General features: G+C 64.4%; 12 protein-coding genes. 2 read left to right on the forward strand and 10 right to left on the reverse strand.

What is annotated here, in order from left to right; translation table 11 throughout:
- Window positions 1–265 precede the first annotated feature (265 nt).
- Genes BN3659_RS04675 through BN3659_RS04685 form a run of 3 tightly spaced genes read right to left on the reverse strand, consistent with a single transcriptional unit; the run spans window position 266 to window position 3474 of the window.
- The gene (locus BN3659_RS04675; RefSeq protein WP_091534975.1) at window positions 266–547 is read right to left on the reverse strand and encodes a hypothetical protein; all 282 of its coding nucleotides are present in this window, start codon (window positions 545–547) and stop codon (window positions 266–268) included.
- Entirely contained in the window at window positions 544–2298 is a 1755-nt protein-coding gene (locus tag BN3659_RS04680; RefSeq protein ID WP_091534976.1) for a S41 family peptidase, read from the reverse strand. Before BN3659_RS04680 ends, BN3659_RS04675 begins: the two co-directional genes overlap by 4 nt.
- Window positions 2299–2304: 6 nt before the next feature.
- Window positions 2305–3474, reverse strand: coding sequence for a DUF3078 domain-containing protein (locus BN3659_RS04685; protein ID WP_091534978.1), 1170 nt, complete (start codon window positions 3472–3474; stop codon window positions 2305–2307).
- A 98-nt stretch (window positions 3475–3572) separates the two neighbouring features.
- Here BN3659_RS04685 and nfo point away from each other — a divergent pair, with 98 nt between their 5' ends.
- The gene (gene nfo / locus BN3659_RS04690) at window positions 3573–4421 is read left to right on the forward strand and encodes a deoxyribonuclease IV (protein WP_091534980.1); all 849 of its coding nucleotides are present in this window, start codon (window positions 3573–3575) and stop codon (window positions 4419–4421) included.
- 514 nt (window positions 4422–4935) lie between these two features.
- On the opposite strand, the gene BN3659_RS04695 is transcribed toward nfo, so the two are convergent.
- The 6 genes from BN3659_RS04695 to BN3659_RS04725 all read right to left on the reverse strand — a co-directional run bounded on the left by BN3659_RS04695 (window position 4936) and on the right by BN3659_RS04725 (window position 12353).
- A complete protein-coding gene (locus BN3659_RS04695; RefSeq protein ID WP_091534981.1) occupies window positions 4936–6699 on the reverse strand; it encodes a 1-deoxy-D-xylulose-5-phosphate synthase in 1764 nt (587 codons plus the stop codon).
- A gap of 1449 nt (window positions 6700–8148) precedes the next feature.
- Window positions 8149–9351, reverse strand: a complete 1203-nt coding sequence (locus BN3659_RS04705) for an aspartate aminotransferase family protein (protein WP_091534984.1) — start codon at window positions 9349–9351, stop codon at window positions 8149–8151.
- A 247-nt stretch (window positions 9352–9598) separates the two neighbouring features.
- Window positions 9599–10279: a TrmH family RNA methyltransferase gene (locus BN3659_RS04710; protein ID WP_091534985.1), complete on the reverse strand. Its 681-nt coding sequence runs from the start codon at window positions 10277–10279 to the stop codon at window positions 9599–9601.
- Complete coding sequence (gene rsgA, locus BN3659_RS04715; RefSeq protein ID WP_091534986.1) at window positions 10260–11180, reverse strand: ribosome small subunit-dependent GTPase A; 921 nt, start codon at window positions 11178–11180, stop codon at window positions 10260–10262. Before rsgA ends, BN3659_RS04710 begins: the two co-directional genes overlap by 20 nt.
- 12 nt (window positions 11181–11192) lie before the next feature.
- A complete protein-coding gene (locus BN3659_RS04720) occupies window positions 11193–11681 on the reverse strand; it encodes a CvpA family protein (protein ID WP_091534988.1) in 489 nt (162 codons plus the stop codon).
- A gap of 441 nt (window positions 11682–12122) precedes the next feature.
- Window positions 12123–12353 carry a helix-turn-helix domain-containing protein gene (locus BN3659_RS04725; RefSeq protein ID WP_091534996.1) on the reverse strand — a complete coding sequence of 77 codons (231 nt, stop codon included), beginning with the start codon at window positions 12351–12353 and terminating at the stop codon, window positions 12123–12125.
- 185 nt (window positions 12354–12538) lie between these two features.
- On the opposite strand from BN3659_RS04725, the gene BN3659_RS04730 reads away from it, so the two are divergent.
- Window positions 12539–14569, forward strand: a complete 2031-nt coding sequence (locus BN3659_RS04730; protein WP_091534989.1) for a glycoside hydrolase family 2 protein — start codon at window positions 12539–12541, stop codon at window positions 14567–14569.
- On the opposite strand, the gene BN3659_RS04735 is transcribed toward BN3659_RS04730, so the two are convergent.
- Window positions 14493–15092: a WbqC family protein gene (locus BN3659_RS04735; RefSeq protein ID WP_091534991.1), complete on the reverse strand. Its 600-nt coding sequence runs from the start codon at window positions 15090–15092 to the stop codon at window positions 14493–14495. The genes BN3659_RS04730 and BN3659_RS04735 overlap by 77 nt on opposite strands.
- Window positions 15093–15391: the final 299 nt, after the last annotated feature.

Genomic DNA, 15391 nt, shown 5'->3' on the forward strand with positions numbered 1-15391 from the left:
GTTAAAGCCTCCTCCCTCGCATCTTTCAGATTTTTCCCACCTCCTATCCGGATCCCGCCGCATTGCGCCAGCCGCGGGTGCGACGGCAGGCCGAAGCAGCCGTCCGGCCGAGCGTATTCGCAAATCGGAAGCCGAAACGCACGCTGCACCCTTACCTGAACGGCCGATACGCCCCCCCTCTTCCTCCGAAACGGGTTCCGACAGCGGCACCGCCCCAAAGGCCGTCCGCAACCTGCCGGACGGCCCTGTTCAAAATAGAGGAGATTTATTCTGCCGCGGCATCCCCGTGCAGCGAATCGGCCGGTCTCAACGAGTCCGGCGCATCTTCCGGCATCGCACGGGCCGGCCGATCGGAAGCATTCGTATCCGGAACACGAAGAGGTCCGGCGCCGGCTGCTGCTCCGTCCTCCGACGTCGCGTCGAAGACGGCTTCCGCCTCCGGTTCATCGAAAACGGCCGACGTATATTTTCCGCGGTGCATGACCGCCGCGACGATCACGGCTACGGCCGTCGCCGCGAAGACGATTCCGAGTATCTTTTTAATCATATTTCCGTCGAATCACGCTCTTCATGCTGCAATTCCCGTTCCGTCAGCGTGTCCGCCCGCTCCCCGACGGCCGGGCCCGCCGCCTGCGCATCCGTTCCGGACTCGGACGGCTCGCCGGCAGCATCGGCACCGCCGTCGAGCAGTTCGATCGCACGCAGGATCACCTTGTCGACGGGATAGATATTGGCATAGAATCCGTTGTCTTCGAGGATCGTGTTGCGGCCGATGTAAGCCCTCAGCTGTGCTTCGACGAGTTTGTGCGAACGGTCGATCTCCCGGTAGTTCGGCACGACGCCCTGACGGGCGGCATAACGCACGAAGTCGTCGAGCAGCGTGCGGTCGTTGTCCAGCAGACGCCGCAGCGCCGGGATGCTCGCCACGCGGTTCAACTCGTCGCGGTGGCGGTCGGCGTACTCCATCGTATAGCGGTAGAGGATGTTGCGCCCCACGACCTCGACGAACCACGGTGTTACGTCGGTCGTATCGGCCGGTACGAACAGGTCGGGCATGATTCCGCCGCCGCCGTAGACGACTTTGCCCTTCGGGGTTACGAATCGGAGCGAATCGGCGAATCGGATGCTGTCGGCCGAGAAAAACTCATTGTGCTCGTAACGGTGGAGCAGGTCGGCTTCATAGTCCTCGCCGTCGCCGATCGTGTAGGGTTTCTGGATCGAACGGCCCGTCGGCGTATAGTACCGCGCTGTGGTGAGCCGCAGGGCAGATCCGTCCGAATAGGGGATTTGGCGCTGCACGAGCCCCTTGCCGAAGGAGCGGCGGCCGACGATCGTACCGCGGTCGTTGTCCTGCAAGGCCCCGGCGAGAATCTCGCTCGACGACGCGCTGCCCTCGTCGATGAGCACCGCGACCTCGGTATCCTGCGCCGTTCCGCTGCCGTCGGCATACTCCTTGACTTGTCGATGATTGCGGTCTTCGGTATAGACGATGAGCTGGCCTTCGTGCAGGAATTCGTTGGCGATCAGGATCGCCTGATCGAGATAGCCGCCCGCATTGCCGCGCAAGTCGAGCACGAGCTTGGCCATCCCCTCGGTGCGCAGCCGCATCATCGCTTGCAGCAGCTCGGTATAGGACGTGCGTGCGAACTGCCCGAGTTTGACGTAGCCTGTGTCGTCCGTCAGCATGAAGGCCGCTTCGATGCTTTTGATCGGTATGACGCCGCGCACCACATCCACCTCCACCGAATCGGCGATCCCGTACCGGCGGAGGGTGAGCTTCACGTGGCTGCCGCGCGGTCCGCGCAGCCGTTTGACGATCTGGTGCTGCGGAATCTTCCGGCCTGCCACGAGCGAGTCGTTGATCCGCACGATGCGGTCGCCGGCCTTCACGCCCGCCTTGTCGCTCGGACCGGCCGCGATGACGTTGAGCACCGTGATCGTATCGGTGGCCATGTTGAACACCACGCCGATGCCGTCGAACTCCCCTTCGAGCGGTTCGTTGAGCTGCTGCATCTCGTCGGCGGGGATGTAGACCGAGTGGGGGTCGAGTTCGCGCACGAGCAGCGGAATGACGTGCTCGGCGAGCGAGTCGATCGATACGGAATCGACATACTGATGCTCGATGAGCGAAAGCGTATAGGTCAGTTTGTTGTCCGGCAGAGCGATCTGCGTCAGCGCCCTGCGCAGTTGCGATTCGGCGCTGCTGCGGCCCATGAACTGCCCGAGCAGCACCCCGAGCACCACGCCCGCCGCAAGCAGCAGCGGAATGAGAATCGTCCGTTTCGAGTTTCTATCCATCGCGGCCTATTTGTTTTTGAACGTGTAGCTCAGCCCGACGCTCAGCAGCGTTTGGGTCTGCACGCCGAGATTCTGCGCCCGGTTGTAGTAGAGCTGGAAATTGAGTGTCGTGGAGATGTATTTCGTGGCCTTGATTTCGAGCGTGTTCTCCCAGCGCACCGTCGGGTGGATCGCCAGCACGGGCTTATCCTGCGGACGTTTGTCGGGATCGGCGTTCCAGCAGTCGTAGGCCGCTTTGTAGGTCCGGTAATCGGAGACTTTGTTTTTCATGCCGATGTCGGTGATCCAGCCGAAGAACGAGAAGAACGTCGTCCGGTAGCGGAAGACGCCCTTGCGGCCGAACGTGCGGTCGAAATCGACCTGCACGGAGGAACCGCCCTCGTATTTCGAAGTCCGGTCGGGGCTGGAGAGTCCGTAGACCTGCCACCCGGGTTTGTCGTCCCACACGTTCGACCGCACCAGCGCACTCTCGACAAATACGGCGCTCAGCGCCAGCGGCGAGAGATTCACCACGAAAGGCCACTTTTTATCGGGGCAGGTGTAGGTAACGCCGAGCGACACGTCGAGATAGCCCGGCGACATGAAGGTGCTCTTGCGGTTGGAAGGCTCCTGCTGCGTGCGCGAAACGTAGCCGTTGGCGAACTGGCTGCGGAACTTGATGATCGAACCGTAGGACCAGTTCTTCGACATCTTGAACGAAGGGGCCGTGGACAAGGCGAACTCGTCCTGATTCTTGAACCAGACGCCGTCGCTCGATGTCGTGCCGTCCGCGTTCGCGGTCTCGACTTTCATCCGGTTGTAGCCGATATTGGCGCCGAATTTGGTCTCGATCGAGAACAGGCCCTTCGTGAAGACGTGCCGCAGATTCAGCGTGGCGATCATGGCGATGGCGTTGTCGCCGCCGGAGGTCTCGATCCACGAATCGTTGTAGGAGGTCAGCGTGCCCTGCAATCCGCCGCCGAATTCGAGGTAGTTGCGCTCCTTGCGGATCGCCGCCCGTTCGGCGCGGTAGCGTGCGCGGTTGAAAAACCGGGCCTCCACGGCCGCCGCTTTCACGTCGTTGCGGAACGACACGTCATGATCGTCCGAGCCGACCTCGTCCACGGAGATCTGAGCCGCGGCGGACTGTGCAGCGGCAAGCGATGCGAGCAGGATGAATCCGTAAAAACATTTCATGGCGAACGGCTTGTGGTGAGAGATTCCGAAGTGCAAATTTATGAATTTATTTATAAAATAGTTACATTTGTCCGTATGAAATCGTAAACCCGACACGTATGAAATTTTTCGGAGCACACGTAAGCGCCGCGGGCGGCGTCGAGAACGCCCCCCGCAACGCAGGCAAAATAGGGGCCACAGCCTTCGCCCTCTTCACCAAAAATCAACGGCAGTGGAGCGCCGCGCCCCTCACTGCGGCCCAGATCGGCGGATTCGGCGCCGCCTGCGCCGAGCTGGGCTATGCGCCGGCACAAATTCTGCCCCACGACTCCTACCTCATCAACCTCGGCCATCCCGAGCCCGAGGCGCTGGCCAAATCGCGCGGAGCTTTTTTCGATGAGATGGCCCGCTGCGAGGCGCTGGGACTCGACCGCCTCAATTTCCATCCGGGCAGCCACCTGAACCGGATCGCGCCGGAGCGGAGCCTCGATCTCGTGGCCGAGTCGATCAACCTCGCGCTCGACCGCACACGGGGCGTAACGGCCGTGATCGAGAACACTGCGGGACAGGGCTCGAACCTCGGCTCGTCGTTCGAACAGCTGGCCTACCTCATCGAGCGCGTGGAGGACCGCTCGCGCGTGGGCGTCTGCATCGACACCTGCCACGCCTTCGCCGCCGGCTACGATCTGCGGACCGCCGAAGCCTGCGACCGCACCTTCGCGGAGTTCGACCGCATCGTCGGCTTCCGCTACCTCAGGGGCATGCACCTCAACGACGCGATGAAGCCGCTCGGCAGCCGCGTCGACCGCCATGCGCCGCTGGGCGAAGGGCAGATCGGCACGGAGTGTTTCCGCTACATCGCCCGCGACGCGCGGTTCGACGACATGCCGCTCATCCTCGAAACGCCCGACGAGGAGCGCTGGCCCGAGGAGATCGCCCTGCTCAAGGCATTCGCCGGGGAGCGGTAGCGGACCGGGGGGGGCCGCCCGTCGGTCCGACCTTGCGCGGACGGAGTGCTCCCGCACCTTCGCGCCGCGGAGGCGGGGAGCGTTTCGGAAGCCCCGCATTTTTCCCGAACGTAGAATGCGGTTCGCGCTTCGAGACGGCCGTTTGCCGGAAACACGGCCTCCGGCCGGGCCCGGAGCCGTTCCGCGCGCTTTGCGGCCCCGGCTTTCGGAGGGTGGGGCCATCCGCGTCCGCCGCGCAGGGCTTCCGGCCGAAAGCGGCACCGTCCCGAGACGCTGATTGCGCCGCGCATTCCGTCGGCACGAAAGCCGGCGAGCCGCAACGTTTCGGCCGGACCGGCCGGACGAAACCGGCCGGACGAAACCGACCGGCAAAGCCTCCGGCCGATATTTCGGGCAGCGACCGCCGGCCGGAGTCGCCGGTCGTCGGGCGGAAATATACGATTCGGCCCTCCGCGGCGAAGGCTGCCCTCGGTGATCCGAAAGCAGCCTTCCTCGCTCCATGGGGCCGTTCTTCCTACACTTCAGCCAGTATGCGCCGGATATCTTCGGCGATCTGCGGGGCGGTCAGACGGTTGGCGCGCAGAAGCTCCTGCGGGTCGAACCGGTCGGCGAACTCCTTGCGGGCTCCGTAGCAGAGCACGCGCATCGCCGAGGGGCCGTACCAGCGGGCGATCTTCTCGCCGAAGCCGCCCTCGACCGCGCCGTCTTCCAGCGTTGCGACCACTTCGTGATCCGCCTTCAGCGCTTCGAGCAGCTCCTCGTCCAGCCCCGTGATGTAGCGCGGATTGATGACCGTCGCCCCGATACCGGCCTCGGCTTCGAGGCGGTCGGCCGCCGCTTCGGCGAGGCTGTGGAACGCCCCGAGCCCCACGAGGGCGACCCGCGACCCGCGGCGCGTGGTTTCGAATCGGTCGAGACGGCCGTAATCCGTGTCGAACGTGCGGTCGCTGTGCACGACGGCGGCGCCCGGGACGCGCAGCGCCACGGGATGTTCCCTTTGGCGGAGCGCCCAGTCGAGCATGGCCAGATACTCCTCGGCGCAGGTCGGCGCCAGATAGACCAGATTCGGAATGTTGCCGAGAAGCGGAATGTCGAAGAATCCGAGGTGCGTGGCGTCGTTCAGCCCCGCGATCGTGCCCATGAAGACGCCGATCACCGCAGGATTGCGGTCGATGCAGAGGTCCTGCGACAACTGGTCGTAGGTGCGCTGGACGAAAGTGCTGTACACTCCGTAGAAGGGCCGTCCGCCGCCGCGGGCGATACCCGACGCGAGCGCCACGGCGTGCTCCTCGGCGATGCCCACGTCGACGAACCGGCGGCCCGCCGCACGGCGCCGTTCGGGTGTGAAGCCCATCACGGCGGGTGTTCCGGAGGTGATGGCCACCACGGCCGGGTCCTCGCGCATCCGTTCGAGCAGGAAGCGGGCCGTGAGGTCGCCGTAATCCTCCCCGCCGCCTGCCGAGAGCGGCTCGCCCGTCGCCCGGTCGAACGGCATGCCCCAGTGGAAACGCTCGCGGTCGGCCTCGGCCGGAGCGTAGCCTTTGCCCTTCTGCGTGTGGATGTGCACCACCGTCGGACGGGGCGTATCCTTCACGCGGGCGAAAGCCCCGATCAGCGCTCCGAGGTCGTTGCCGGCTTCGACATAGAGGTAGTCGAGCCCCAGCGCACGGAAGTAATTGCACTCGGCCGCGCCCTGCGTCCGGCGCAGCAGCGCGAGGTTGCCGTAGAGGCCGCCGTGGTTCTCGGCGATCGACATCTCGTTGTCGTTCACCACGACGATGAGGTTCGTGCCCGCCTCCGCGGCATTGCTCAGCCCTTCGTAGGCCTCGCCGCCGCTGAGCGATCCGTCGCCGATCACGGCGATGACGTTTTCGCGGCCTCCCCGAAGGTCGCGGGCCTTGGCCAGTCCGCAGGCGAGGCTCACCGAGGTCGAAGTGTGCCCCACGGTGAAGTGGTCGTGCTCGCTCTCGCGCGGGTCGGTGTAACCCGAGACGTCGTCGTACGCCGCCGGATCGAGGAACGCCGCACGGCGGCCCGTGAGCATTTTATGGGTGTAGCTCTGGTGCGACACGTCGAAGACGATCTTGTCCTTCGGCGAATCGAAGACGTAGTGCAGGGCGATGGTCGCCTCGACCATGCCCAGATTGGGGCCGATGTGGCCGCCGTGAGCGCTCAGTTTTTGCAGAAGCGCCGTGCGGACCTCGTCCGCCAGCGTTTCGAGCTGCTGCACCGCAAGTCGTTTCACGTCCTGCGGAGTGTCGATTTTCTCAAGATACATCTTTTTTACAATGACTTTAAGTTGAAATTCCCCGGCCGTTTTCCGCCTTGTCGATCCTCGGGCAGGTCCGGGTCGCTCCCTCCTGAACGGAACGGTCGCATTCTGTTTTCTTTCATTTCCCGCCTCGGCGAAGTCCGGTCTTGCGTTCGTCTTCGCACCCGGCTCGGCGAAACGCTCCTTTCGGTCTGCCGCCGCGCCGCCGGCTGAGCTCCGCCGTCAGGGGGCATGCTGCGAGGGACGCGGGAAGCCGGAAGCGCGGAAAGTTCCACGGTGCAAAGATACGCACCGAATCCCGCGACAAAGTAACTCCATTACGGATAAAACTATCCCGATTACGGATTCCGGACACGGCTGTCCCGCATCCGGTTCCGCTGCACCCGCCTCTTCGTCCCGTCCCGCATTCGTCCCGCCCCCTGCGCCGCCGTGCGGCCGCCGGCCGCATCCGATGCGCCCGCCCTCCGGCTGCGCATCCCCTCTTCCGACCTTTTTCCGGGAACCGCTCCTCCGCTCCCGCCGCGACCGCACGGCGGGAAGAGGGCCGGAATAAAAAACGGCCGCCATAAATCCATATCATACAGTGCATTACGATCAATTTCAAGTCGTATAAAGTTTGCAAAACGCATCGCGTACCGTTTTTTTGCGTATCTTCGTCCCGTGCGATGACAAACGCCGGACGTTCTTTACATATCTTTTGATTTAGGCATTCGCTTTTTCTTTGTATCGAAACCTGAGAAATTTCAAGACACAGAAAAGCCAAAGTCGATGCCCGTGTCGTTTTACAGCGCGGGCGGATTCTATGGTTTTCTGTGTGGGTTTCTCAGGACCTCGATACGAATCGTAGGATTTCGTCCGCGCCTTTTTTTCGTGCGCGGCGGCGGGCCCGAATCGGACATACGCGGTTTCGCGGGATGCGTCGCATCCTGCGGGCTGCGGCGGGAGGGCGCCTGACAGCGATAGGGATGGCTCTCCCGTTTTTTATTGTGCGGCAGGCATCGCGAAAGATTTCCCGAAGGAGGTTGTCCAATACGTTTTAGACGTCCCTTTTTTATTCGTACCGCTATTCGGGAACTTTTCCCAATACGCAATTCTCAGAGAGTAAAAAACTTGTTAGACAGCCCCGATCGCCGCTCGGGACGTTTTTCCATGATTCGGAACGATAAGGTGCCGAACGGCCGCGGGCAACCGTCCGGCGGCCGCAGCCGAAAAACGGCCGTTTACGCAAAACTGTCCCAAATCGCGGATCCGCGCGACGAAGGCCGACGCAAGCGTCCGGAGGCGAAGACGATGTGGTCGCAGAGCCGGGAGCGATCGGCTTTGACCGGGAAATACCGAAGCGAATAAACCGGCCGCGATTCCGATTTTGCGGGGTTATCGCTCCGAACGCATCCGCCGCCGCAGCGCACGCCGCGGGAAACAGCGCTTTACGATCGGGCCATGCGGAAAGTCCGTTCACAGCCGGTCGAGGCACGCGCGGACGATGCGGGCGCTGTCGCGCACTTCGTCCTCCGAAATCGTGAGGGGCGGCGAAATGCGGAACGCCGTGTCGCAATAGAGGAACCAGTCGCTCAGAATCCCCTCTTCGGCGAAGAGCTCCATCGTGCGGAACAGTTTCTCCGGCGATCCTAACTCGACGGCCATGAGCAGGCCGCTGCGGCGGATTTCGCGCACGGCGGGGTGGTCGCCGAGCGACGATTCGTAGAGCGCCCCTTTCGCCTCGACCTGCTCCACGACCCGGTGGCCGAGCAGATAGTCGAGCGCCGCGAGACCCGCCGCGCAGCAGACCGGATGCCCCCCGAAGGTGGTGATGTGCCCCAGCACGGGGGCGGTCTGCAAGGCATCCATGATCCGTTTCGACGAGACGAACGCCCCGAGCGGCATGCCGCCGCCGAAGGCTTTGGCCAGACAGACGATGTCGGGCGTCGTGCCGTAGCGGAGCATGGCGAACAGCGCGCCCGTGCGGCCCATGCCGGTCTGGATTTCGTCGAAGATCAGCAGGGCCCCCACCTCGTCGCAGCGGCGGCGGAGCGCCGCCAGATAACCCTCGGCAGGCGTACGCACGCCCGCCTCGCCCTGCACGGGCTCGGCCAGCACGCAGGCCGTGCGTTCGGTGATCCGCTCCAGCGCCGCGAAGTCGTTGAATTCGATCGACTGCACGTCGGGCAGCAGCGGCCTGAATGCCGCCTTCCACTCCTCGCCCTCGGGCGTGCCCATCATGCTCATGGCCCCGTGCGTCGAGCCGTGGTAGGCGCGGCACATCGAGATGAGCTCGGTGCGGCCCGTGAAGCGTTTGGCCAGCTTGAGCGCCCCCTCGACCGCCTCGGCGCCCGAGTTGACGAAGTAGACGCTCGACAGCGGATCGGGCAGCAGTTCCGCGATCCGCGCGGCATAGGCCACCTGCGGGCGCTCGACCAGCTCGCCGTAGACCATCACGTGCATGTAGCGCGCGGCCTGCTCCTGCACGGCGCGCACGACGCACGGATTGCAGTGTCCGACGTTGCTCACCGAGACACCCGCCACCAGATCGTAGTAGCGTTTGCCTTCGGGCGTGTAGAAAAACGAACCTTCGGCCCGCGCCACCTCGATCATCAGCGGCGAGGGCGAGGTCTGGCCGACATGGGCCAGAAATTGCTTGCGGAGAATGGGATGTTCCATCGTTGTAATCTATAATCGAGTATTCGTTTGCAGGGGCGCAGGTTGCGGGCTTCGAGGTGCCGAAAAACACATCGAAATTCCCGTTCTGTTTTGTCCCTTCGGTACCCGAAGTTACCGAAAGGCAATTCGCCTTTCCCGTCTGAGCCCGGCACCGCCCCCGCAGTGCCGTCGGTTCGCCGCCGCTCCAACGCGGCGGACTGCACCCGCCGGGAGACTTCGCGCCCGTCCTGCCGCCAAAGAAGCCGCGCTACAACTCCAGCCGGTCGAGGATCCGCTCCGAATCGTTCACCGAGCGGCGCATCCACCGCAGCAGCACTTCGGACTGCTCCGCGTCGGTCAGCCGCCACCCGCCGACCGTCTGCCGCATCCGCTCGGAGAGCATGTAGATGAGGATCGCGGCCGAGGCCGAGACGTTGAGGCTCTCGACCATGCCGCACATGGGGATGCGCAGGTATTCGTCCGCCGCGGCGAACACCTCGTCCGAAATGCCGGCGTGTTCGGTCCCGAAGACGAGTGCGAAAGGTCCGCGCGCCACGTCGAACGTCTCGGGCGTACAGGATTCCCGGTGGGGCGTGGTCGCCACGATGCGGTAGCCTGCGCCGCGGAGCGCTGCGAGCGCCGCGGCCGTCGAGGGGTGTTTGCGAATGTCGACCCACCGGTCGGTGCCGCGCACGACGGCGGCGTTGGGCGCGAAGCGGCAGAGCGTCTCGACGGTGTGCATCTCCTGCACGCCGAACGCCTCGCAGTGGCGGATCAGCGCGGCGGCGTTCTGGGGATGGAACGTGTTCTCGGCCAGCACGGTCATATAGCGGCTCCGCATGGCGGCCGTGCGGCGGAGGGTGGCGAACCGCTCCGGCGTCATGAACTCCGCGAGTGCGGCGATCCGCTCCGCAGTTCGCACGGAGGAATTACTTTCGGTATTTTTCATCTTCGGACCGGATTTTCAGGTAGCTTTCGTAGCGCGCCCGGGCGATTTCGCCCCGCTCCACGGCCTCGGCGACCGCACAGCCGGGTTCGTGGGTGTGGGTGCAGTTGTAGAAGCGGCAGCCCGGGGCATGGCGCATCATTTCGGGGAAGTAGTGCCACAGCTCGGCGTCGTCGATGTCGATCAGTCCGAATCCCTTGATGCCCGGAGTGTCGATGATCCAGCCGCCGCCGGCGAGGGGGTACATCGTCGAGAAGGTAGTGGTGTGGCGGCCCTTGTGGTGGCTGCCGGAAATTTCACCCGTGCGGATGTCGAGCGCAGGGTCGACGGCCTTCACCAGCGTCGATTTGCCCACGCCCGAATTGCCCGCCACGAGGGTCGTGCGGCCCGCCAGCAACGCTCCGACGGCCTCCAGCCCCGTCCCTTCGCGTGCCGAGACCTCCAGCACGCGGTAGCCCGCGCCTTCGTACACCGCGCGGAACCGGGCGAGCGCCTCGCGCTGCTGGAGGTCGCTCTTCGACAGGAGGATCGTCGCGGGCACCTTGTAGGCTTCGCACGTTACGAGAAACCGGTCGACGAACTCGGGAGCGGTCTGCGGCTCGGCGAGCGTTACGAGCAGCAGGGCTTGATCGAGGTTCGAGGCGATGATGTGCGACTCCTTCGAGAGGTTCGAAGCGCGGCGGATCACGTAATTGCGGCGGGGCAGCACCTCGGCGATGACGCACGAACCGTCCGCCGCCGCCTCGCAGCGCACGGCGTCGCCCACGACCACGGGATTGGTCGAGCGGACGCCCCGAAGACGCAGTCTGCCGCGGATACGGCAGCGCACGTTCCCTTCGTCGGTATGCACCTCGTACCAGCTGCCCGTCGCACGGACCACGGTTCCCGTAAAAAGCCTTTCCATAGTCATTCTCACTTACGCAGGAATTCGGTCTCCCACCCAGTCGAGAAAGGGGAGGAGCCGGTCCGAGAGGCCCCGCACGGGGCCGAACCAGCGCGAGCTCACGACCGTCTCGCGGTTCACGAGGCCGTAATCGGCGTTCAGGCTCTCCAGCGCCGCGAACGCCACGCTCAGCAGCAACAGGTATTTCAACACCGCGACGGCGATGCCGAGCAGAATATCCGGAATGCCGAAGCCGGCGAAACGGAACAGCCTGCGCAGAAGACGGGCCAGCACCGCCACGGCGATCACGGTGGCGACCAGCACCGCGGCGAAACCTCCGGCCGCGGAGGCCGCAGGGTCGATGCCGAGCCACGTTCCGACCGCGGCGCCGTAGCGGGCCGCGAGCCAGATGCCGGCGACGAGTCCCGCGAGCGAGCAGATTTGCAGGATCGCACCGCGGCGCCAGCCTTCGAAGAGGGCCAGTGCCAGCACAAGGTACACCACGAGGTCGATCGTATTCATCGGCTATCTGTCCGGGCCGGAGGCAGACCGGCTGCGCACCGCGGCGGATCGGGTCCGGCCGTGCGGATGCGCCGTCTCTGCGGGCCGGCGTTCACGGACGCAAAGATAGTATAAAACACAGGCAAAAGCAAAAACCGAAGCATTTATGCGCATGGGCGGATGCGGCCGGAGGGAGGGGCGGCGAACGCACCGCCGCGCCCCTCCCCGCAGCCGCCGATGCCTCAGACATAAGCCTGCCGGCCGAGAGGAACGCACCGCCGCGCACAGTCATGTCGGGCAGGACGCATCCTGCTGCCGAGCACGAACCTGCCGAACGGGGCGAGCCGTGCTTCCGCGGAGCGGCACGGACACGAAAGATCGGGCGCGGGACGAACCTCCCGCCCCGCCCGTTCGGAACCGACAGATATCATAACGAAGGAAGGTTCCGGGGCTTCTGCCCGGTCAGACCACCTCTTTGAGGCTGATGCCGAGTGCGCCGCAAATGGCGCACAGTGTTTTCAGCGTTACGTTCGCACGGCCGCTCTCGATCCGGCTCAGATTCGATCTCTCAATATCGCAACGGTAGGCCAACTCCTGCACCGTCATCCCTCTCTCCTTTCGCAACTCTCTGATTCGTGCAGAGATGTGTGCGATTTCCTCTTCGTAGCTCATCGTTGTGTCGAAAATACGCATTATATTTTGCAATGCAAATATTTTTATATAAATCCGCATTATGCGTATCATATGAAATACGCATCGTCCGGACCGTTCGTCGCATCGCATCCGCGGACTGACGGAGGGGCGACGTGCGGTATAGCCCGCGATACTTGCATTTCGCCCTTTCTTTCGTACCTTTGCGAAGAATAAAACAGAACGACATGAAACGCTGCATCGCAACTCTAACGCTGCTGCTGGCCGCTCTCTCGGCGTCGGGGCGCACCGTCTACCCCCTCAACGAGGGTTGGCGTTTCTTCTTCAGGCACGAGAACAGCAGCGACAACGCCCGCATCGTCTCGCTGCCTCACACGTGGGACACCGACATCACGGGAAGCGGAGTTTTCCTTCGGACGACGGGAACCTACCTGAACGAAATCTTCATTCCCGCGGAGTGGAAGGGCAAACGGCTCTTCCTGAAGTTCTACGGGGCGCAGAGCGTCGCCGATCTCTTCGTCAACGGCCGCCATGCGGGCGAGCACCGCGGCGGAGCCACGGCTTTCGTCTTCGAAATCACGGACAAAGTCCGCTGCGGCGCGGCGAACGACCTGCGCGTCGACGTGAGCAACACGTGGCAGAACGACGTGCTTCCCACTTCGTCCGACCACAACCTCTACGGCGGCCTCTACCGCGAAGCGGAACTGATCCTGACCGACCGGACCGCCGTAACGCCGGACTATTACGGTGCCGACGGCCTCGTGATCCGCCCCAAATCGGTTACGGACGACCGGGTCGAAGCCGAGGCGGAGATCCGGCTCCTCGCGGCACCGGGGGCGGGAAGCTGCAACCTTTCGCTCGAAATCACGGCGCCGGACGGCTACCGCGCCCTGCTGCGCAGCCAGAAGGCGAAACTCGACGGGAAACCCGTAACGATCCCCTTCGCACTGGACGATCCCGTGTTGTGGGAGCCCGAAAGCCCGGCGCTCTACACGCTGACGGTGCGGGTGGAGGAGGGCGACGCCCGCGACTCGGTGAGCATCCGCACAGGATTCCGCGACATCCGCGTAACGGCGGACGGAGGCTTGCGGATCAACGGGCGCAGATTCGCCGTCAAAGGCGTCTCGCTCTACCACGACAACCTCGTCTCGGGAGGCGCTCCGACACGGGCCGACTACGACGCGGACCTCGCCTTCGTGCGCGAACTGGGCGCCAACGCCGTGCGTTCCGCAGGCATGCCCCACGGACAATACTTCTACGACCGGTGCGACAGCGAAGGGCTGCTGGCGTGGATCGAACTGCCTTTTCTGCGCGCGCCCTTTCTGGGCGACGTGGACTATTACGCCACGCCGCGGTTCGAGCAGAACGGACGCCGCCAGCTGTGCGAGCTGATCGCACAGCACATCAACCATCCGTCGGTGGCGATGTGGGGCATCTTCTCCTGTCTGTGGACGCGGGGAGACGATCCCGATGCCTATGTCCGCTCGCTCGACGGCGAAGCCCGCCGCATGGACCCTTCGCGCCCGACGGTGGCTTGCAGCAACCGGAACGGCGAGATCAACTTCATCACCGATCTCATCGTCTGGCAGCAGAACGTCGGATGGGACAAGGGATCGCCCGAAGACGTGAAGGTGTGGAGCGCGCTGATGCGCAAGAACTGGAGCCGCCTGCGTTCGGGCGTCGCCTACGGCAACGAAGGGATGACCGGACACCGCAGCACCGAAGCGCATCCGGCGCCGGACATTAACTGGCTGCCGGAGAGCCGCCAGACCCGATTCCACGAAAGCTACGCGAAGCATCTGGACGGCGATTCGCTCTTCTGGGGCGTCTGGATCAACAACCTCTTCGACTTCGGGTCGGCACGGCGTCCCTACGGGATCAACGCCTCGGGGCTCGTTACGCTCGACCGCCGCGAACGCAAGGACGCATTCTACCTCTACAAGGCGCTCTGGAACCGGCGCGAACCCACGCTCCGCATCGCCGACAGACGGCGCCGGATGCAGGCCGGGGAACCGCAGCAGTTCCGGATCTACGCCCAGCAGATGCCCGTGCTCACGGTCGCCGGCGACACGGTGAGGGTCCGCGAATGGGCTCCCTGCCAATATCTTTCGGACACGGTAACGATCAGCGGTCCGTGTACGGTGGTGGCCACGGCGGGCGGTCTTGCGGACAGCGCGGAGATCAGGGCAGGCAGCGTCTTAAGAGTGCGGCCGCAGCAGGTCCCTCTGCGAAGAGGAGGTCCGCAGCAGACAAATTAGGCACGAAGGGCAACCGGTCGGCGAAAACCTGCACGTAAGGCTCGGGCGAGAAGTCCGGGCCTTGCGCGTGTCGGGGCCGCAGGTCCAGATCGTCCGGGGCGGCCTCCACATAACGCTCCGAAAACAGGGGCTCGGGCACGCCCATGAGGCCGCACATCAGACGGAGCAATTCGCAGTCGTAGTCCACGAGGAACCCGTATCCGGTGCGGTAGAAAGGTTCGAATCGGGGAGCGTAGTGCTCGAAATAGGGCGACGCCCTGTAAGAGGCGACCAGCGCGCCCCAATGTTGGTGCTGCCAGCGCTTCGAGTAGTCGATCCGCACGTCGCGCATCGGCGTGCGCGGCCGGTCGGCGTGTGCGACATGCACGGTGAGTTCCATCGCTCCGTCGCAGGCGAGGATGCGGGTGCGGTTGCGCACCGAGCGTTTCACGAAATGTTCGCCCAAGTCGACCACGCAGTCCCCGCGCAGCAGGCGGGCGAAATACTCGACCGAACCGAGGTATGCGAGCGGCAGAATCGTCATGTCATCCCTCGGTGCTTGTAGTTTCTTTTGCGGGAGCCTCTGCGGAACGGCCGGCGCCCGTTTCCGAAGTACGGGCCCCACGCTCTGCCGGAGCCGGGGGACGGGACGGCACCGAACGCCCCGAGACGGCTCCGCCGGCCGACAGCGGTACGACGGCTCCCGCCGAATTGGCCGCCGAATCGCAAACCCCCGCGGCAGACCTCTCCGCCGCAGGGGCCGCCGCAGGGACATCGCCGCCCGCCGAACCGCCCGCCGTGCGGTCCTCGCTCTTGGCGGGAGCGACCGCATCCGGGACTTAC

This window comes from Alistipes sp. CHKCI003 (assembly GCF_900021155.1).
GTDB lineage: Bacteria > Bacteroidota > Bacteroidia > Bacteroidales > Rikenellaceae > Alistipes > Alistipes excrementavium.